This is a genomic window from Caulobacter sp. 1776 (assembly GCF_040545685.1).
Taxonomy (GTDB): Bacteria; Pseudomonadota; Alphaproteobacteria; order Caulobacterales; family Caulobacteraceae; genus Caulobacter.
On record NZ_JBEPMI010000006.1, the window covers coordinates 1 to 16,925 of the forward strand.

18 protein-coding genes and 1 tRNA gene are annotated in these 16,925 nt (G+C 68.9%); 7 read left to right on the plus strand and 12 right to left on the minus strand.

Annotation, left to right across the window (positions count from 1 at the left end; translation table 11 throughout):
* The first annotated feature begins 18 nt into the window (after positions 1–18).
* Both ABIC66_RS16140 and ABIC66_RS16145 read left to right on the plus strand, forming a co-directional pair.
* Positions 19–95, plus strand: a tRNA-Met gene (locus ABIC66_RS16140).
* Between the two features lie 256 nt (positions 96–351).
* Positions 352–1,392, plus strand: a complete 1,041-nt coding sequence (locus tag ABIC66_RS16145) for an acyltransferase family protein (RefSeq protein WP_354071301.1) — start codon at positions 352–354, stop codon at positions 1,390–1,392.
* Positions 1,393–1,411: 19 nt separating this feature from the next.
* Here the strand turns inward: ABIC66_RS16145 and ABIC66_RS16150 are convergent, their stop codons facing one another.
* Positions 1,412–2,893 (minus strand): CYTH and CHAD domain-containing protein, encoded by a 1,482-nt coding sequence (locus ABIC66_RS16150; protein WP_354071302.1) that lies wholly within the window; start codon positions 2,891–2,893, stop codon positions 1,412–1,414.
* A gap of 112 nt (positions 2,894–3,005) precedes the next feature.
* On the opposite strand from ABIC66_RS16150, the gene bioB reads away from it, so the two are divergent.
* A complete protein-coding gene (gene bioB, locus ABIC66_RS16155; protein WP_354071303.1) occupies positions 3,006–4,031 on the plus strand; it encodes a biotin synthase BioB in 1,026 nt (341 codons plus the stop codon).
* 22 nt (positions 4,032–4,053) lie between these two features.
* On the opposite strand, the gene ABIC66_RS16160 is transcribed toward bioB, so the two are convergent.
* Both ABIC66_RS16160 and ABIC66_RS16165 read right to left on the minus strand, forming a co-directional pair.
* Entirely contained in the window at positions 4,054–4,320 is a 267-nt protein-coding gene (locus tag ABIC66_RS16160; protein WP_354071304.1) for a hypothetical protein, read from the minus strand.
* 930 nt (positions 4,321–5,250) lie between these two features.
* Complete coding sequence (locus ABIC66_RS16165) at positions 5,251–5,607, minus strand: cupin domain-containing protein (protein ID WP_354071305.1); 357 nt, start codon at positions 5,605–5,607, stop codon at positions 5,251–5,253.
* Between the two features lie 267 nt (positions 5,608–5,874).
* Between ABIC66_RS16165 and ABIC66_RS16170 the strand changes: the two genes are divergently transcribed.
* Complete coding sequence (locus ABIC66_RS16170; RefSeq protein WP_354071306.1) at positions 5,875–6,759, plus strand: bifunctional helix-turn-helix transcriptional regulator/GNAT family N-acetyltransferase; 885 nt, start codon at positions 5,875–5,877, stop codon at positions 6,757–6,759.
* A gap of 26 nt (positions 6,760–6,785) precedes the next feature.
* Here the strand turns inward: ABIC66_RS16170 and ABIC66_RS16175 are convergent, their stop codons facing one another.
* From ABIC66_RS16175 to chvI, 5 genes are all read right to left on the minus strand, one after another.
* Entirely contained in the window at positions 6,786–7,055 is a 270-nt protein-coding gene (locus tag ABIC66_RS16175; protein ID WP_354071307.1) for an HPr family phosphocarrier protein, read from the minus strand.
* A gap of 5 nt (positions 7,056–7,060) precedes the next feature.
* On the minus strand, positions 7,061–7,468 hold the full coding sequence (locus tag ABIC66_RS16180; protein ID WP_354071308.1) for a PTS sugar transporter subunit IIA: 408 nt from the start codon (positions 7,466–7,468) through the stop codon (positions 7,061–7,063).
* Positions 7,469–7,545: 77 nt separating this feature from the next.
* Positions 7,546–7,992: an HPr kinase/phosphorylase gene (locus tag ABIC66_RS16185; RefSeq protein WP_354071309.1), complete on the minus strand. Its 447-nt coding sequence runs from the start codon at positions 7,990–7,992 to the stop codon at positions 7,546–7,548.
* The gene (gene chvG, locus ABIC66_RS16190; RefSeq protein ID WP_354071310.1) at positions 7,989–9,587 is read right to left on the minus strand and encodes a two-component sensor histidine kinase ChvG; all 1,599 of its coding nucleotides are present in this window, start codon (positions 9,585–9,587) and stop codon (positions 7,989–7,991) included. The genes ABIC66_RS16185 and chvG overlap by 4 nt, the downstream gene beginning before the upstream one ends.
* Positions 9,562–10,281: a two-component response regulator ChvI gene (gene chvI / locus ABIC66_RS16195; RefSeq protein WP_354071311.1), complete on the minus strand. Its 720-nt coding sequence runs from the start codon at positions 10,279–10,281 to the stop codon at positions 9,562–9,564. The genes chvG and chvI overlap by 26 nt, the downstream gene beginning before the upstream one ends.
* Positions 10,282–10,517: 236 nt before the next feature.
* On the opposite strand from chvI, the gene ABIC66_RS16200 reads away from it, so the two are divergent.
* Positions 10,518–12,218 (plus strand): hypothetical protein, encoded by a 1,701-nt coding sequence (locus tag ABIC66_RS16200; RefSeq protein WP_354071312.1) that lies wholly within the window; start codon positions 10,518–10,520, stop codon positions 12,216–12,218.
* Between the two features lie 10 nt (positions 12,219–12,228).
* Here the strand turns inward: ABIC66_RS16200 and ABIC66_RS16205 are convergent, their stop codons facing one another.
* On the minus strand, positions 12,229–12,642 hold the full coding sequence (locus ABIC66_RS16205; protein WP_354071313.1) for a GFA family protein: 414 nt from the start codon (positions 12,640–12,642) through the stop codon (positions 12,229–12,231).
* Positions 12,643–12,938: 296 nt separating this feature from the next.
* On the opposite strand from ABIC66_RS16205, the gene ABIC66_RS16210 reads away from it, so the two are divergent.
* Complete coding sequence (locus ABIC66_RS16210; RefSeq protein WP_354071314.1) at positions 12,939–13,214, plus strand: YjhX family toxin; 276 nt, start codon at positions 12,939–12,941, stop codon at positions 13,212–13,214.
* A gap of 114 nt (positions 13,215–13,328) precedes the next feature.
* Here ABIC66_RS16210 and rsmD read toward each other — a convergent pair whose 3' ends face one another.
* Positions 13,329–13,892 carry a 16S rRNA (guanine(966)-N(2))-methyltransferase RsmD gene (gene rsmD / locus ABIC66_RS16215; protein ID WP_354071315.1) on the minus strand — a complete coding sequence of 188 codons (564 nt, stop codon included), beginning with the start codon at positions 13,890–13,892 and terminating at the stop codon, positions 13,329–13,331.
* Positions 13,892–14,524: a TMEM175 family protein gene (locus ABIC66_RS16220; RefSeq protein ID WP_354071316.1), complete on the minus strand. Its 633-nt coding sequence runs from the start codon at positions 14,522–14,524 to the stop codon at positions 13,892–13,894. Before ABIC66_RS16220 ends, rsmD begins: the two co-directional genes overlap by 1 nt.
* A gap of 122 nt (positions 14,525–14,646) precedes the next feature.
* On the opposite strand from ABIC66_RS16220, the gene ABIC66_RS16225 reads away from it, so the two are divergent.
* Positions 14,647–15,633: a CPBP family intramembrane glutamic endopeptidase gene (locus ABIC66_RS16225; RefSeq protein WP_354071317.1), complete on the plus strand. Its 987-nt coding sequence runs from the start codon at positions 14,647–14,649 to the stop codon at positions 15,631–15,633.
* On the opposite strand, the gene ABIC66_RS16230 is transcribed toward ABIC66_RS16225, so the two are convergent.
* The gene (locus ABIC66_RS16230) at positions 15,630–16,898 is read right to left on the minus strand and encodes a pseudouridine synthase (RefSeq protein WP_354071318.1); all 1,269 of its coding nucleotides are present in this window, start codon (positions 16,896–16,898) and stop codon (positions 15,630–15,632) included. The genes ABIC66_RS16225 and ABIC66_RS16230 overlap by 4 nt on opposite strands.
* Between the last annotated feature and the right edge of the window lie 27 nt (positions 16,899–16,925).

The following is a 16,925-nucleotide window of genomic DNA, read 5'->3' on the forward strand; positions in this document are numbered from 1 at the left end:
CAATCAACAACACCCTGACGCGGGGTGGAGCAGCCCGGTAGCTCGTCAGGCTCATAACCTGAAGGTCACAGGTTCAAATCCTGTCCCCGCACCCAGGATTTTCCAACATTTCTTGATGCTGTCGGCTCATGACCCTGTCATGAGCGCGGCGATCGGCTTCGCGCGCCTTAAGGGCCGCTCGCGGGGATTCCGCGCCTTATTCATGCGGCGGCTTACGCGCTTCCTCGTCCAGAACCCTGCATCGCATCCCGTTTCGCGCGCCAAATTCCAGCGACCTTAACGGGAGTGAAACCGCCGGAGTCGCTCACTCCCAGGATGGGTGGGCGCGGGCGGCTTTTCAATCTGCAGATATTGCGGTTCGCGGCCGCGCTCCTGGTCGTTCACGCCCATGCCGTCGATCTGGCTGAACGTCTCGGCGCGAGTCCGCCGCATCTGGGCGTGGCAGCGCTGGAGAATTTCGGCGCGGCGGGCGTGGATATCTTCTTCGTCATCAGCGGCTTCATCATCACGCGCACGGCCGGGCGCGCGAGCTCGGCGGCGGCGTTCGCGTGGAACCGCCTGTGGCGGGTCGCGCCGCTCTACTATGTGGCGTCGATCCCCTGGATCGTCATCAAGTCATGGGTCGGCGTCCTGACGGCGCCGATCCTGATCGCCTCGTTCGCCTTCTGGCTGGCGGCTGGCCCCGAGCCCGTAGCGCCGGCCCTGGATGTCGGCTGGACGCTGTGCTTCGAGATGCTGTTCTACGCCGCCGTCGCGCTGATCATCGCCCGAGGCCGGAGCCGAGCCAGTCTGGTGATCGCCCTGTCGGGCTATGCCGCCTGCTGGATCGCGGGACGGCACACCGGCTTGGCGACCTTCAAGGTCCTCGGAAATCCCATCATCCTGGAGTTCTTGATGGGCGCGGCGGCGGCGTGGCTGACCCCGCGTTTGAACCGTGGGGCGGGCGCGGCCTTGCTTTGCCTTGGCCTCGCGGGGTTTGTCGCCGGAATCGCGCTGGGCTTCGGCCCCATTTCCGAATTCAGCGACGTTCTCGCCGGCGGCGATGTCGCGGCGCGACGGGTGCTGATCTGGGGACTGCCGGCGGGGCTGGTCGTCATGGGCGCGATCGCCCTTGAGCCGCCGAGCCCGCCAGGTCTGGTCCGCCGCGGCCTGGCCCGGATGGGCGACGCATCCTACGCCCTCTATCTTTCGCATCCGCTGGCCCTGTACGTGGTCCGCCTCTGTCTTGGCGCAGCGCCGGAGCTGTCGGGCGATCTCCTCGTGCTGACCGTCCTGGCCGTCTGTCCAGGGCTTGGCCTCGCCGTCCATCACTGGATCGAGCGGCCGTTGCTGGCGTGCCGCCCGGGTCGTTCGAAGCCCGCCAGATATGGCCCAAGCGCCCAGGTCGCCTGACGAAGCGGGCTCCGCAGTCTCACCAGAACGGCTTGGCGTCGACCAGATCCTTCAGCGCCTCGCGAGCGGCGTCCAGCAGGTCGCTCTCGTCGCCGGCCAGCACGACGCGGGCAGCGGCCTGCGCGAGGGCTTGGTCGCCATGCGCGATCGTCGTGACCAGGTCCTGGCGGACGCTGCGGTCGTTGAGCGCGCCCAGCGTGTCCTGCACCGCCTTCGTGGCTTCGACGAAGTGCTCGGCGCGCTTGGGGTGCTCCGGAAACAGCGCGCCGAGGTCCTCGGCCGCGTAACGCAACGTCTTACCCTTCAGGCGGAGCCGATGGCGCCGGTGCGCGTCGAGCGCGTCGAAGCGCTTGGCGCCCTTCCGGACCTGCTCGCGGCGATGATCGAGCACCTCGGCGGCATAGGCGTCCGCGCGTCCGTCGCGGAGCTTGGCGAGGGCGGGATCGGTCGTCCATGCGCCGGCCTCCAGCCAGGCGGCCGCCTCCAATAGAACGTCGCGGGCGGCAGGGCTCTCGAGCGCCGCCTCCATCCGCAGATAGGCGTTGGCCCGGGCCGCTTTCAGGGCGCGTTCGAAGTCGTCGCGGCCGGCGAAGGCCGCGCCGGCGGCCGCCTTGGCCCAGACGTCGCCGACGAAGACGTCGAGGTCGCGAGCGGCGTCGAACTCGCCGGCCAGCCAGTCCAGCGCCGCGTCGAGGTTCCGCGCCGCCTGATCCTGGGCCAGGGGCTTGAAGATCTTCAGCAAGGCCCGCAGCCGGCGGGTGGCGACCCGCGCCTGGTGAACGCCGTCTGGCTCGGGCCGACCGCGCAGCGCTTCCAGGACGGCGCAGAGATGGGCGAGGGCGGCGTGGCCGAGGGTCTGCAGCGCCTCGCCGACGCTAGCGCCGGAATCCAGCGCCGCCGCCCGCCGCCGAGGCGGAACGAGCTCGGCGCCGGCGGCTAGCTCGTAGCCGCGCTCGGCCTTGCTGATCAGCGACAGTCGCAACGGCACGCGCCGCGCCAGCTGGCGGGCCAGGTCGAACAGGGCGCGGGGCTCGCCCGACTTCAGTTCCAGCTCCAGCTCGCAGACCGGCGCGCGCCGATCGGCGGCGCTGAGTTCGCCGCGATCCAGAGCCGCCTCGATCACCGCTTCGCCGATCTGGACGAGCCGGACGATGCGCTCGACGCGGGTGGTGAAGACCGGGGCCAGGGTCTCGCCGACCAGCATGGCGGCGGCCGGCGTCCGGGCTAGGGCGTCGCGGTCGGGACCCGGTCCGGCGATCGCCTCCTCCCATTCGCCGCGCGAGAATACCCCGCCGGCCGAGGCCGACTTGAGAGTCTGTTTGCGCCCGCCTTCGCCGTCGCGGACGCGCAGGCCGAAGCCGGCCCGGCGCAGGGCGTGGTCGGGGGTGTCGAAATAGGTGGCGTCCAGCTGGCGCACCGCGCCCTCGCCCTTCAACTGGGCCAGCGCCAGGGCCGCCGCCTCGGGCGGGATCAGGAATTTCAGCTCGATCTCGCGATCCATGACCCGAGCAACTCCCGTCGGAGCCTTCGGCTCCTTCAAAAAAGGCCACTAGCCCTATGACGCCTACCCGGTGTCTTGCCAAGCGTCATGAGCGGGTTCAAACGTGCGCGCCATGAGCAAGATCAACGCTTCCCCCCGCCTCCATGAGCCTCGCCACGACTGGACCCTCGGCGAGGTGGAGGCCCTGTTCGAACGCCCCTTCATGGAGCTGGTGTTCGAAGCCGCGACCGTCCACCGCGCCTGGTTCGATCCATCCGAGATGCAGCTGTCGCAGCTGCTGTCGGTCAAGACCGGCGGCTGCGCCGAGAACTGCGGCTATTGCAGCCAGTCGGCCCACTTCAAGACCGGCCTGAAGGCCGAGAAACTGATGGACGCCGACGTCGTCATCGCCAAGGCCCGCGAAGCCCGCGACGGCGGCGCCCAGCGCTTCTGCATGGGCGCGGCCTGGCGCGAGCTGAAGGACCGCGACCTGCCCAAGCTGGCCGCCATGATCGGCGGCGTGAAGGCTCTGGGCCTGGAGACCTGCGCCACGCTGGGCATGCTGACCGCCGAGCAGGCTCAGCAGCTGAAGGACGCCGGCCTCGACTACTACAACCACAACCTCGACACCGGCCCCGACTACTATGCCGACGTGGTCACCACGCGCACCTATCAGGAGCGCCTCGACACCCTGGCCCACGTCCGCGACGCCGGCATGAGCACCTGCTGCGGCGGCATCGTCGGCATGGGCGAGCAGCGCCGCGACCGCGCCGGCCTGCTGCACCAGCTGGCCACCCTGCCGGCCCATCCGGACAGCCTGCCGATCAATGGCCTGGTGCCGGTCAGCGGCACGCCGCTGGGCGACAAGATCCTTTCGGAAGGCCGCGAGATCGACTCCATCGAGTTCGTCCGCACCATCGCCGTCGCCCGCATCGTCTGCCCGAAGTCGATGGTCCGTCTGTCGGCCGGCCGCGAGGGCATGAGCCGCGAGCTGCAGGCTTTGTGCTTCCTGGCCGGCGCCAACTCGATCTTCGTCGGCGGCAAGCTGCTGACCACCCCGCTGCCGGGCCAGGACGAGGACAGCCGCCTGTTCCAGGACCTGGACCTGCGGCCGATGGGACAGGGCGCGGTTCAAGCCGAGGCCGTGGCGGCGGAATAGAACGACCGCTGCTCTTCCAGATCTAGGACCTCGGATTCAGCAGGATATCGCGGCGCTGCGCCTCGAGCTCGCGTCGCGTTTCAGCGGCCGCCGCCAGATATTCCGCCAAGACCTCGGGCGGATAGTCGCGCGTCATGGCGCGCATGTCGTGTTCGGCCTCGTCGAGGATCGTCATCGTCTTGGCGATCAGAGCGAGCCAAATGTCGTCGCTTTTCCGCAGGCGACGCTTGCGGCTGCGCCCCTTGCCAAACATACGCTCGTGACGGGCGCGGATCAGGGATTGGGTCATTCGGTTTCTCCTGTGACGAGACGCACGACGTCTCCGCTTCACGCGGCCTGACCGCTGAAGTGTGGGGAGGCGACGGAGCGGCCGGGCGAACCCGGAGACCGTGGGTTTGTTTTACGTTTCGGCTCGGACGACCGCTCCGCCAGGTTGTTCTTGCCCGTGAGGACGGCGGGCGTGAGCGTTGTCTGCTCGGGCCTCCGTTACCCCCGGACGGGCGTGGACCAAGTCGATCGGCTACATCCGTCTCGACCCCGACGATCCACGATAGGCGGCTTGTACGATCACCGCCCTGTCGCTCCGCGGTCGGCTTGGTCCCGGACGATCCGATCACCCGTGTGCGCTCCTAAAGAGTAAGCCACACGACCTGACTTGACCGCTCGGGAACCGCCAGCGGCCCCGCTCAACCTATCCCCGTCGCCGCTTTGGGCCGGATCCAAGCGCCCTCCCCTTGCGACGGGGACGGGATTGATTGTGCAACGGGTTTGAACGCGGATCATTCAGAAGCGCGTAAAAGTGAGAAGTCGTTGATTTCGTGGGGTTCGATCTCGCGAACGCCGGGGATACAGCCCGCTCAATCCCCGTACTTGCCCCCTCCGCGCCTGCGGCGCTCCTCCGCCGGAGGGGGAAGAAGGTCATCCTTCCGCCCCCTCCGGGGGCGGACGATCACGCGGAGCGTGGTCAGGTGGGGGCCAGCGGCGTTGGCCGGGGAGAGCGGGTTCAGGAGGCCAAAGCCTCGGATCTCCGGCCAGCAATGAAACCCCTCACCCTCCCACCGCTGCGCGGCGGGGCCCGTCGCGGGGGGCTGCCTCCAAGAGATGTAAGGACGACACCGAAGGAAGGTCGGTTTTTGACCAACCCCATGGAGGCGGTCCGCACCTTGAGAAACGTCCGGGGCCCCCGAAGCAGCGCTTCAAACCGCTCCTGCCATCCCTGTCATTTCGCGGCGGGAAGTTTGATCCCCAGCAGGACCAGCCGATCGCCGGTGATCCCGAACCAGTGCGGGACGCCCGCGGGCACCAGGATGACGTCGCCCGGGCCGAGCGGCCGTGTCACGCCGCCCTCGATGCGGCTGCCTTCGACCAGATTGGCGTTGCTGACTTTCGCGTCGGCCATGGCGCCGCCCGAAATGAGCGTGCCGGAGCCTTCCAGCACGATCGCGTATTCGGCTTGGGCCGGATGAACGGCGGGACGACCCGGTTTCTTCCAGATTTCGATCGCCGCCACGTTGGCGCCATCGCGGACCAGCGGGCGCCACATGAACCCTTGATCGGGTTTCATGGCGGCCAGCATCTCGCGCAGCTGAGCCTGGACATCCGCGCCGCGGGCGAAACCGGTCGGATCGGCCGCTTGAGCGGGGCTCGTCTGCGCGGACGCGGCGCCTGACGCGGTAAGCAGCAGCGCCGTCGCACAGATCGTGAAGGCTCTAGCGATTGTCTTCAAAACGGCTCTCCCTAGGTCGTGAACCCACAAATGCGCACGATCGCTTCCGCTTCGCTAGCGGCGCCTGGCGCGAGATTCCGGGCTTGCCGTTCGAATATACCTGACTAAAGTCAGGTAATGTCCAGCCACGGCCTCGCCCAGATCCGCAGCTTCAACCGCTTGGTCACGCAGCGCATCGGCGTGCTGCAGGCCAACTACCTCGACCAGGGGCGGCCGTTCGGCGAGGCGCGGGTGATGTTCGAGATCGGGCGGGAGGGCGCGGACGTCGCGGACCTGCGCCGGCGGCTGGAACTGGATTCCGGCTATCTGAGCCGGCTGCTGCGGGCGCTGGAACGGCAGGGGCTGGTCGTCGTCGAGGCGTCCGCCGCCGACCGCCGAGCCCGGGTGGCGCGGCTCACCCCACGGGGGCGGATCGAGGTCGAGGCCTATGACGTCCAGTCGGACCGGCTAGCCCAGTCGCTGATCGATCCGTTGGACGCGGCCCAACGCCGGCGGCTGATCGCGGCCATGGGCGAGGTGGAACGGCTGCTGCGCGCCTCGGCCGTCGTGGTCGAGGTCGCGCCGCCCGGCTCGGCCGACGCGCGCTGGTGTCTGGCGCGCTACTTCGCCGAATTGGCCGAGCGGTTCGATGCCGGCTACGACCCCGCCCAGGCCGCGCCGGCCCCGGAAGATCAGTTCGCGCCGCCGAAGGGCTGGTTCGTGGTCGCCCGGCTGGAGGGGCGGCCGGTGGCCTGCGGGGCGCTCAAGCGCGTCGACGCCGAGACCGGCGAGATCAAGCGGCTATGGACCGACCCGGCCTCGCGCGGCCTGGGCCTGGGCCGCAAGGTGTTGCTGACCCTGGAAGAGCTGGGACGGGCGGCGGGTTTGCGGCGCGTGCGGCTCGACAGCAACGGCGCCCTGACCGAGGCGATCGGCCTCTACGCCAAGGCCGGCTACGACCCGGTGGCGCGGTTCAACGACGACCCCTACGCGCAGATGTGGTTCGCCAAGACGCTGGACTGAGACTCAGCGGCGGGGACGAGGCCCGGCTACCGTTCCTCGTCGAACCGGTTGGCCACCAGTTCGCACAGCGCTTCGACGGCGGGAATCGCCTCGGGCCCCTCGGCGCTGATGTCGATGGTCGAGCCGATGCCGGCGGCCAGCATCATCAGGCCCATGATCGAGCGCGCGTCGACCGACGAGCCGTCGCGGCTGACCGTCACCTCGGCGTCGAAACCAGACGCCACCTTCACGAATTTCGCCGAGGCCCGGGCGTGCAATCCCCGCTCGTTGACGATCTCGACCGTTCGTGAAGCCATGCCCGTTACTTTTCTCCGGCGAGCACGTAGGAGGCCACGGAGATGTACTTGCGTCCAGCCTCCTGGGCGTGGGCGACGCAGGCCTGCAGGCTCTCGCGCTGGCGCACGCTGGCCAGCTTGATCAGCATCGGCAGGTTCAGGCCGGCGATGACCTCGGCCTTGGTCTGCTCCATGACCGAGATGGCCAGGTTGCTGGGCGTGCCGCCGAACATGTCGGTCAGCAGGATGACGCCGTCGCCGCTCTCGTCGACGGCGGCGCAGGCCTTCAGAATGTCCGAACGGCGACGTTCCATGTCGTCTTCGGGACCGATGCAGATCGCCTTCACGGCGGCCTGCGGGCCCACGACATGCTCCATGGCGGAGACGAATTCTTCCGCCAGACGCCCGTGCGTCACGATCACGAGCCCGATCATGCCTGATATCTCAAACGGGATCCCCAATACCCCGCCGCGACCGGGAGAGTGTCGCGCGGGCGGCCTTGATACGCCCGTTAGGAAGCGACTCCAAGAGACTGCATCATGCGTCTGATTTTCACGGGCGCGGCGGGTTCTCGCGGCCACAGGTCGAAAACCGGAACGGAAATGTCGAGGATGGTCTCGGCGCGTGGATCGGGCAGGCGCTCGACCGCCTCGGGCCGCTCGACGCAGCGGATGACCAGGGCGATCGGCGCGAACGGCAGGGCGCAGGCGGCGACCACGCCCAGGCCGCGCACCTCGATCAGGCCGGCCAGGGCCTCGGGAGCCTTGCCCCACAGCCGGCCGCCCGAGGCGAACACCACGGTTCGGTCGTCGGCGACCAGGCGGAAGCCGGTCTCGAGGGCGCGCAGGGCCAGGTCGCTCTTGCCGATCCCGGACGGACCCTCGATCAGGGCGCCGCGCCAGACTCCGTCCTCGCGCAGGGCGATCAGGCCGGCGTGTCTAATCTCGGAGCTGGTCATGCGTGGGCGTCCGGCAGGTCGACGATGAAGCGCGCGCCGATCACCGCCCCGTCACTGGCCTTGCGGTTCTCGGCCCGAATCACGCCGCCGTGCGCCTCGACGATCTGGCGGGCGATCGACAGGCCCAGGCCCGAATTGCTCCCGAACGCCCGGCCCTTGGGGCGCGAGGTGTAGAACCGCTCGAAGATGGTCTCGAGATTGTCGGGCGGTATGCCCGGGCCGTCGTCCTCGACCGTGGCGATCAGCCGACCGCGGGCGCGGGCCAGGTGGATCCGCACCTCGCCTCCGGCCGGGCTGAACGAGCGGGCGTTGTCGATCAGGTTGCGGAACACCTGGCCGATCGGCGTCTCGCGGGCCAGGATCACGGCCGGATGGGCCGGATCGGCGACGCGCAGGCTGACGCGGACGCTGCCCGGGGCCTCGCCGGGGCGCAGCTGGGCCTCGTAGAGGCCGACCACCTCGGTCAGCAGGCGGCCTAGGTCCAGCGCCTTAGGATGCTCGCGCGACAGCTCGGCGTCCAGGCGCGAGGCGTTCGAGATGTCGGTCACCAGGCGGTCCAGGCGGTTGACGTCCTGCTGCAGGATGGCCAGCAGCCGCGCCCGGGCGGCGGGCTCGCTGACGATGTCCAGGGTCTCGATGGCCGAGCGGATCGAGGTCAGCGGGTTCTTGATCTCGTGGGCCACGTCGGCGGCGAACCGCTCGATCGCGTCCATCCGTTCGGACAGCGAATGGGTCATGTCCTCGAGCGAGCGCGACAGGTCGCCCAGCTCGTCGGAGCGGCGCGCCAGGTCGGGCAGGGAGATGGCCCGCGCCCCTTGCAGGCGGACATGGTCGGCGGCCCGCGCCAGACGCTGGACCGGCACGGCGATCAGGCGGTGCAGCAGCACGCTGGAGATCAGGATCGCGGTCATGGCCACGACGATGAACGGCAGCAGGGCCTTGCGCTCGGCCGAGATGATCTCGTCGACGTCGCCAGCCTCCAGGGTCAGGACGCCCAGCACGGCGCGGACGTGCTGGATCGGGATCGAGACCGACACCACCCGCTCGCCGTCCTCGGACATGCGGGTGCCGGCCACCGCGCGGCCCTTCATCGCCTGGGCGATCTCGTTGGCCAGGGCCCGGCGAGCCCGCTCGGCGCGAGCCTCCTCGCGGGGCGTCTTGCGCGGCGTGGCGTCCTTTTCCCCGGGCTTGCGGGCGGGGGGCAGCACCTTCCAGTCGACGCGGTCGGCGACCACGAACGAGTCGGCCAGCGTCTTGCCCTGGGCGTCGAACAGCCGGGCCCGCTGGTTGCGCGGAATGAACAGCACCTGCAGCAGCTGGCTGGCCACATAGGGATCGAGCGCGGGCTCGGGATCGCCCACCGTCGCCAGCTGGTCGACGACCTTGGCGATCAGCTCGCCCTGGGTGGTCAGGCTGTCGATCCGGGCGTTGACCAGGCCGCTGCGCAGCTCGTTCAGCACGAGGGCCCCGACGATCACGATCGTCAGGGCCAGCACGTTCAGGATGACGATCAGCCGCCCCAGCCGCGACCCGCGCGGCCAGCGCAGGCGTCGCCAGAACGGAGGGCGATCAGGATTCGCGGTAACGATAGCCAACGCCGTACAGGGTCTCGATGGAGTCGAATTCCGGGTCGACCTGACGGAACTTCTTGCGCATCCGCTTGATGTGGCTGTCGATCGTGCGGTCGTCGACATAGACCTGATCGTCGTAGGCGGCGTCCATCAGGTTGTCGCGGCTCTTCACGAAACCTGGGCGCTGGGCCAGGGCCTGCAGCAGCAGGAACTCGGTGACGGTCAAGCGCACGGGCTTGCCATCCCACAGACTGTCGTGGCGCGCCGGGTCGAGGGTGAGCTTGCCGCGCTTCATGACCTTGGAGCCCGCCGCCGCGGCGGCCGAGCCGGCCATCGGCGCCAGGTCCTCGTCGTCCGGACGGGCGCGGCGCAGCACGGCCTTCACCCGCTCCAGCAGCAGGCGCTGGCTGAACGGCTTGTGCATGTAGTCGTCGGCGCCGAGGTTGAAGCCGAGGATCTCGTCGATCTCGTCGTCCTTGGACGTCAGCATGATCACCGGGATCTCGGACGTCTGGCGCAGGCGGCGCAGCACTTCCATGCCGTCCATGCGCGGCATCTTCACGTCGAGAATGACGAGATCCGGCGGGCTGGCCTCGACGGCCTCGAGGCCCGAGGCCCCGTCGTAATAGGCCTTCACCGCATGGCCGTGGCTTTCCAGCGCCAGCGAGACCGAGGCGACGATGTTCTCGTCATCGTCAATGAGCGTGATGGCGGCCATCTATTCGATCTTATCCTTCGCCTTCGTGGTCGTTGATCTTATCGATCGACCGACCCAGCTTCAACGCGTGGCGCGGCAAAGCTTTCCCGTTGCTTCTCCGCGCGCTTTGCGGCTCCAGGAAGGCGCCAATGGGGCGCCTCGGCCCCGAACGTATCAGAACCCCGCCGTCGCGCGCCGCCTCAACCTCACCTTAAGGTCTTGGATCCCATAATCCACGCTCCTGAGGCGGGTTGGGCATGAGCCAAGTCCATTACGAGCTTTTTGTCCGGCGGAAAGCCGGCGCGCAGTGGACGCTCGAGATCGCCACGGAGAACCGCGCGCATGCGTTGCAGGTGGCCGAGGACGTTCTGACCCAGAACCGCGCCGTCGCCGTACGCGTCAGCAAGGAAACCCTCGACGCCTCGACTGGCGAATACAAGTCGATCGCCATCTTCACCAAGGGGATGGTCGACGGCGGCAAGCCCAAGAAGGAGGTCGAGGAGCGCGATCCGCTCTGCGTCCAGCCGGCCGACCTCTATACCGCCCACGCCCGCGACCGCATCGGCCGCCTGCTGGAAGGCTTCCTGGCCCGCCACAAGGCCACGCCGTTCGAACTGCTGCACCGCCCGGACCTCGTCGAGCAGCTCGAGGCGTCCGGCACCGACCTGCAGCACGCGCTGCAGAAGATCGCCATTCCGGAAGCCGAGGCGCGCGGCCAGACCGTGCACGAGGTCATCCGCCACTTCCAGGGCCTGGTCGAGCGCACCGTCGCCAATTTGATGAAGGCCTTCAAGAAGGGGGCCCTGCCGGATCTCGACAAGGAAGGCTTCGCCAAGGCCGCCGAGCGCCTGGTCGCCGATCCCGACCGCCATTTCCTGCTGGGCGCCGGGGTCGCGGCCTCGATCGCCCCGGCCACCAGCTGGTCGGACAAGATCGCCCGCCTGCTGGACCTGGCCGACGCCGCGCCGGAAGAGCCGCGCGCGCGCGCCGCCGCCCTGGCCGCCATCGAACAACCCCTGGCCGAGATCATCGGTTCGCGGGCCGGCATGGCCGACCTGCTGCTGGACAACAAGGACGATCTGGGCTCGACCCTTGCAGCCATGACCCGCATGACCGGCGGCTCGGCCGTCGAGGCGCTGATCCGGATCGAAGCCAACGTGCGCGGCGTCATGCCGGAGCTGTCCGGCGTCGCTCGCCGCCTGGGCGACTGGTTGTGCGGCGACGATTTCCCGTCGGTGCGCAAGGCCATCGCCGAACGCGTTCTGACCGAGCTGAACGGCGTGCGCCGCCTCAAGCCCGCCGACGCCGAGGCCGAAATCGAATATCTGCGCGCCCTGGCCATGAGCCTGACAGCCGCCGCCGGCCGCATCCTGCAGGCCGAGGACATCCAGGTCGCGTTCACCACCCGCTCGAAGACCCTGCTGAACGGCGACTTCATCGAGTCGCTGCTGGGCCGAGACCGCTCGTCCCACGAAGAGATCAAGATGCTGATCCGCCTGGCCGAGAACGTCATGGGCGCGGTCAACAAGCGCAACGCCGCCCGCTGGCTGAACGCCAATATCAGCGCCATGCGCTTCGAGAAGGAGCTGCGCCAGGGCCCGGATTCGCCGGTCGCCAAGCTCAGCCAGCTGGCCAGCCTGCAGCGCTCGGTGACCCGCTCGGGCCTGGTGCGCGAGGACTACGAGCCGCTGTGCACCAAGCTCGGCGACATCGGGGCGCTGATCGAGGCCGACTCGCGCCTGCTGACCATGCTGGTCCGCGCGCCCGCGCCGCTGCCCCACCGCCTGCAACTCCTGGCCAAGCTGGCCATGGGCGAGGCCGGCCCGACCGGTCCGGTCGCCGACAAGGCCCGGGTCGAGGCGCTGAAACTGGCGCGCGACCCCAGTTCGCGCGAACAGCTGGCCGGGTCGCCGCAAACCATGGACCTGATCAAGAGCCTGGTCGGCCAGGCGGCCTAGCGAACGGCCCTCAGCTCGGCATCCCGTCGAACTGCGGCAGGTCCAGCGGCCTGTTCCAGCTCAGTCGGCGGCTGTTGAACATCTCCAGTTTCGGCGCGACCAGATCGGGGCGGTCCAGGCTGCCCAGCTGGACGAAGACCGTGCCGGGGAAGCTTTCGAGATTGCTGGTGAATACCCGCGCCCCGCACTCCGGACAGAAGTTCCGATCCAGCCCCTTGCCGGAATTGGCCACGTAGTGGAACGCCTTCGGCGCCCCGCTGATCAGGCTGAAGTCGTCCGCCGGCACGGCGAAGAAGGTCGCCATCTCGCCGCCCGAGGCGCGCTTGCAGTCATTGCAATGGCAGTTGGCGACGAAGGTCGGGTCAGTGTCGAAGGCGAACTTGACGGCGCCGCAGGCGCATTGGGCCGTGTACTTCTTCGGCATGTCTTCTCCTTTCGGGTCGTGGGGAAAGCCAGAGGTCACGCAAGGGAACAGCCCGGCGATCTTCCATCGCCAGCCGCGTCACGCAAGCGGCGCGCGCTCCGGCGCTTGAGCTCCCCGCCCATTTCGCCCATCTTCCCCGCACCAACCTCTCTTGTGTGGTTCATGTCCGAGATTGTGCGCGAGGTCCGGGCCTAACAGGCTCCGAACCTCGGTTCGAAAGTCGATAGGCCCGCTCCGCCCGCGTCTTCCGCTGGCCGGAATTCGCGATCGTACGCCTCGATCTTTCGGACACTCCCTTGAACATTTCCAAACCGCAGCAAAGGACGCTGCACGCGCTGGCCCAGGGCGGCCGCATCGAACTCGAACGCGACGAGAAGGGCCGGATCACCTCGGCCGATTGCATCACTCGCGACGGCTGGGCGCTGACCGACTGCACGGTGGGCGTCTTCCAGGCGTTGAAGCGCAAGCGGCTGATCGCCAGCCAGGACGGCGGCCCCTACCGGATCACCCGGCTGGGCCTGGGCAACCTCCGCGCCCAGCTCGACAACCGGGTGGGGGCCAAGGCGTGGTAGCGCCCTAACCTGTCATCCCGGGCGTAGCGCAGCGTAGACCCGGGACCGCGACGAACTCAGAGCTTCCGGCGGTCCCGGCTCGGCGCGCTGCGCGCTTGGCCGGGATGACAGCCTTTATTGCAGCTTGAAGAACAGCACGCGCGCGGCGCCGTAGTCGCGCGCGTCGATCTGTTCGAAGCCTTCGAACACCGGGTCGACCTCGCCCCGGCCGCGCTCGAACATCAGGATCGCGCCGGGGGCCAGCCAGCCGTGCGCGCGCAGCTCGGCGACCGCCTTCTCGCCCAGGCCCTTGGCGTAGGGCGGGTCCAGGAAGGCGAGGTCGAACGGCGCGCCGGCGCTGGCCGGGCGGGGGCCGAGGTCGGTGGCGTCGCGGCGGTGGACGCGGGTGACGCCGAACAGATGCATGGCGTCGATGTTCTCGCGGATCGCGCCGCGCGCGGCGTCGTCGGTCTCGACGAACAGGCAGAAGGCCGCGCCGCGCGACAGGGCTTCCAGGCCCAGGGCGCCCGAGCCGGCGAAGACATCGATCACTCGCGCGCCATGCAGCTCTGGCGCCCAGGCGGCGTGTTCGAGGATGTTGAACACCGCCTGGCGGGCGCGGTCCGAGGTGGGCCGGGTGGCCTCGCCCGGCGGGGCGACAATGGCCTTGCCGCGATACTGGCCCGAGACGATGCGCATCAGGCGGCGGCCTCCGGTGTGACTTCAGGCGTCTTGATCCGCCGTCCCAGGAACGACAGGCCCGCCATCAGCGGGATAAACAGCAGGGCGAAGATCGGCTTGGCCATGCTGAGGAAGGTCAAGGTGCACATCAGCCCCGGCAACAGGGCCACGCGCAGCAGGACGAACAGCTTCTCGGCCGTCGGCATCGTTTCGGTCAGGCCGCCGACGAAGGCGGCGTAGGTCCACAGCACGCCCATGGACACGCCGATCAGCGCCACCTGCGAAACATAGACCACCAAAGCCTTGCCGTGCTGTTCCCATAGGAGTTCCGTGCCCAGCGGCAGCAGGCCGATCAGGGCCAGCACCAGGAAGTTCAGCACGTCCAGCGCTCCGTCGGCATTGACCAGGCGGCCGTAGACCCGGCGATGGCTGATCCAGCACACACCGATCACCGCGAAGCTGACGGCATAGGCGATCAGCTTGCTGTTCATCTGGGCGAACAGGTCGCCGATGGTGGTCCAGTGATGCGGCGGATGAATCTCGATGGCCAGCAGGGTGATGGCGATGGCGAACACCGCGTCCGAGAACAGGATCAGTCGATGCAGGTGCCCCGCGCCGGTATCGCCCTTGCCCAAATCCTTGTCGCTCATGCTGCCCCCTTACAACCGGTAACCGGATGTGTGCCGTCCTCCGCGCGCGGCGGCAAGCGCGTGCTTTACAAGATCGCGACCCTTCCTTCTTAGTCGCGCCGAAGGGAAGAGGCGATCGGACGATGCGCATGGCGTGGTTGCGAGGGGGCGAGGTCCTGGAGGCGGTGAGAGGCTCGCGCTTTCTGGCCGACCTGTCGCCGTACGATCGCGATCCTTGGCGTAGCGTGTTCGCCGCGCCTGTCGGGGTTTTGGCTGGAGCCGTGGGCGCTTTGTTGGGCGGCTGCGCGGCGATCCTGACCGCGATGCTGATCGTCGGGGGGCTGGACGGGGCGCCGGCCGCCCTCGAACTGGTCAAAACCCTGTTCGACACCAAGCTGGTCGAGCCCACCGCGCGGCAGCAGCTGTTCATCCTGGGCGTGCTCGCCGGATTGAACCTGGGCGCGGCGATCGGCTTCGTATTCGCCGCCGGAGGCATCCATCACCGCCGCCTGCTCGGTTACGTCAACCGTGGCCAGCCGGTGCGATGGCGGCTGATGTTGGGCGGGTTGATCCTGGCCGGCCTGGCCATGACCGCCGTGGTCGGCGTCGCCGCTCTGATGGGCCAGCCGTTCGATCCGCCGCTGTGGAAGGTGTCGCCGAATCTGGTCGGCCGCTCATTCTACGCCTTGATGGCGATCGGCCTGCTGATCCTGGCGGCGGCCGCCGAGGAGCTGGTGTTCCGGGGTTGGCTGCTGAAACAGAGCGCGGCCTATATCCGCGATCCCCTGACGCTGATGGTCCTGAACGGCCTCCTGTTCGCCGCCCTCCACCTCGACTTCAATCTCGACGCCTTCCTGGTGCGCGCCGCCATGGGCGCGGGCCTGACCTGGATGACCTTGCGCCTGAGCGGGATCGAGCTGGGCGTCGGCGCTCACGCGGCCAACAACGCCGTGATCATCCTGCTGATCCGGCCGATGACCACCCAGCCGGACGCGCCGCACGAGTTCAAGGCCGGATTGATCGCCAGCGCCCTGGTCGTGCTGACGGGCTTTATCGGCGTGGCGGAACTGTCGGTCCGCTGGCCCGCCCTGCGCCGCTGGACCGGCGTCCAGGCGCCGGCGGCGGCTTAGCGTTTGGGGCCGCCGCGCGGGGCCGGACGCCCCGACGGCTTGCCCGGCTTCTCTGCGACACGCCGCGCCGCGCCCTCGGCCGGGCGCGATTTCACACCCTCAGCCGGACGAGATTTCACGCCCTCCGCCGGGCGGGCTGGCGGCCTGCCGCGCGCGACCGGCTTGCGGTCGTCGATGAACTTGGTCTCGATCGACTTGGGCGCACGCTTGGGCTTGGGCTGGGCGAAGCCCTTGCTGGCCCCCTTGGCCGGAGCGTGGGGCGAGACCTTCTTCTTCGGCTTGGCCCAACCGGCCTTGTAGACCGGCTTCTCGGGTTTTTCGGGGGCGTCGGACTTGATGATGTCGCGGTCGGCGCGCGGCACGCCGCGGCGCTGCAGGTCGCCGCCGCCCGCCGTGCCGGGGGCCTTCACGGCGTTGGCGATCCCGCCGAACTTCGGGCGGTCGCCCGTCGGCATGTTCTCTTCGGAAATAATGCCTTCCATCAGCTCGCGGATCACCCGGGGGCCGACCTCCTCGATCTGGCCGGCGGCCAGCGTCCCGAGGGCGAACGGGCCGTAGGACAGGCGGATTAGGCGGTTGACCTTCAGGCCCAGCGCTTCCAGCACCTTGCGGACCTCGCGGTTCTTGCCTTCCGACAGGCTGACCGTGATCCAGACGTTCTTGCCGCCGCCGGCCTTTTCGTGGGCCTTGTCCAGCTTGGCCTCGATCGCGCCGTACTTGACGCCCTCGACGGTGATCCCGTCCTTCAGGGTGTCCAGCTTGGCCTGGGTGGTGTCGCCGAAGGCGCGGGCGCGGTAGCGGCGGACCCAGGCGTTGCTGGGCGTCTCCAGGACGCGCGACAGCTCGCCGTCGTTGGTCAGCAGCAGCAGACCCTCGGAGTTCAGGTCGAGGCGGCCGACCGAGATCAGGCGCGGCAGCTCCTTGGGCAGCGACTGGAACACCGTCGGCCGGCCCTTAGGGTCGTTGTGGGTGGTCATCAGCCCGGTGGGCTTGTGGTAGCGGAAGATCCGGGTCGGTTCGCGCTCGGCCACCAGCTGGCCGTCGACCGTCAAGAAATCGCCGGGCTGGACCTTGACCGCCGGGGTCGTCAGCACCTTCCCGTTGATCGCCACGCGGCCGGCCTCGATCAGCCGCTCGACCTCGCGCCGCGAGGCCACGCCGGCCCGCGCCAGGGCCTTGGCGACACGTTCGCCGGGGCCGCCGTCGAGATCGCCGTCTTGACCGTCCAGTTCAGGCTCGTACAGGGGATCGTGGGGTTTGGTCATTTTAAGCGTCCTTCTTGGGCTGGGCGC

Excerpts from the sequence above, each read along its gene's own strand:
- ABIC66_RS16220 (WP_354071316.1), bottom strand. The coding sequence starts at position 14,524 with ATGAGCGACAAGGATTTGGGCAAGGGCGATACCGGCGCGGGGCACCTG.
- ABIC66_RS16225 (WP_354071317.1), top strand. The coding sequence starts at position 14,647 with ATGCGCATGGCGTGGTTGCGAGGGGGCGAGGTCCTGGAGGCGGTGAGA.
- bioB (WP_354071303.1), top strand. The coding sequence starts at position 3,006 with ATGAGCAAGATCAACGCTTCCCCCCGCCTCCATGAGCCTCGCCACGAC.
- ABIC66_RS16180 (WP_354071308.1), bottom strand. The coding sequence starts at position 7,468 with ATGATCGGGCTCGTGATCGTGACGCACGGGCGTCTGGCGGAAGAATTC.
- rsmD (WP_354071315.1), bottom strand. The coding sequence starts at position 13,892 with ATGCGCATCGTCTCGGGCCAGTATCGCGGCAAGGCCATTGTCGCCCCG.
- ABIC66_RS16230 (WP_354071318.1), bottom strand. The coding sequence starts at position 16,898 with ATGACCAAACCCCACGATCCCCTGTACGAGCCTGAACTGGACGGTCAA.
- ABIC66_RS16175 (WP_354071307.1), bottom strand. The coding sequence starts at position 7,055 with ATGGCTTCACGAACGGTCGAGATCGTCAACGAGCGGGGATTGCACGCC.
- ABIC66_RS16170 (WP_354071306.1), top strand. The coding sequence starts at position 5,875 with ATGTCCAGCCACGGCCTCGCCCAGATCCGCAGCTTCAACCGCTTGGTC.
- ABIC66_RS16185 (WP_354071309.1), bottom strand. The coding sequence starts at position 7,992 with ATGACCAGCTCCGAGATTAGACACGCCGGCCTGATCGCCCTGCGCGAG.
- ABIC66_RS16200 (WP_354071312.1), top strand. The coding sequence starts at position 10,518 with ATGAGCCAAGTCCATTACGAGCTTTTTGTCCGGCGGAAAGCCGGCGCG.
- ABIC66_RS16165 (WP_354071305.1), bottom strand. The coding sequence starts at position 5,607 with ATGCTGGCCGCCATGAAACCCGATCAAGGGTTCATGTGGCGCCCGCTG.
- ABIC66_RS16150 (WP_354071302.1), bottom strand. The coding sequence starts at position 2,893 with ATGGATCGCGAGATCGAGCTGAAATTCCTGATCCCGCCCGAGGCGGCG.
- chvI (WP_354071311.1), bottom strand. The coding sequence starts at position 10,281 with ATGGCCGCCATCACGCTCATTGACGATGACGAGAACATCGTCGCCTCG.
- ABIC66_RS16205 (WP_354071313.1), bottom strand. The coding sequence starts at position 12,642 with ATGCCGAAGAAGTACACGGCCCAATGCGCCTGCGGCGCCGTCAAGTTC.
- ABIC66_RS16160 (WP_354071304.1), bottom strand. The coding sequence starts at position 4,320 with ATGACCCAATCCCTGATCCGCGCCCGTCACGAGCGTATGTTTGGCAAG.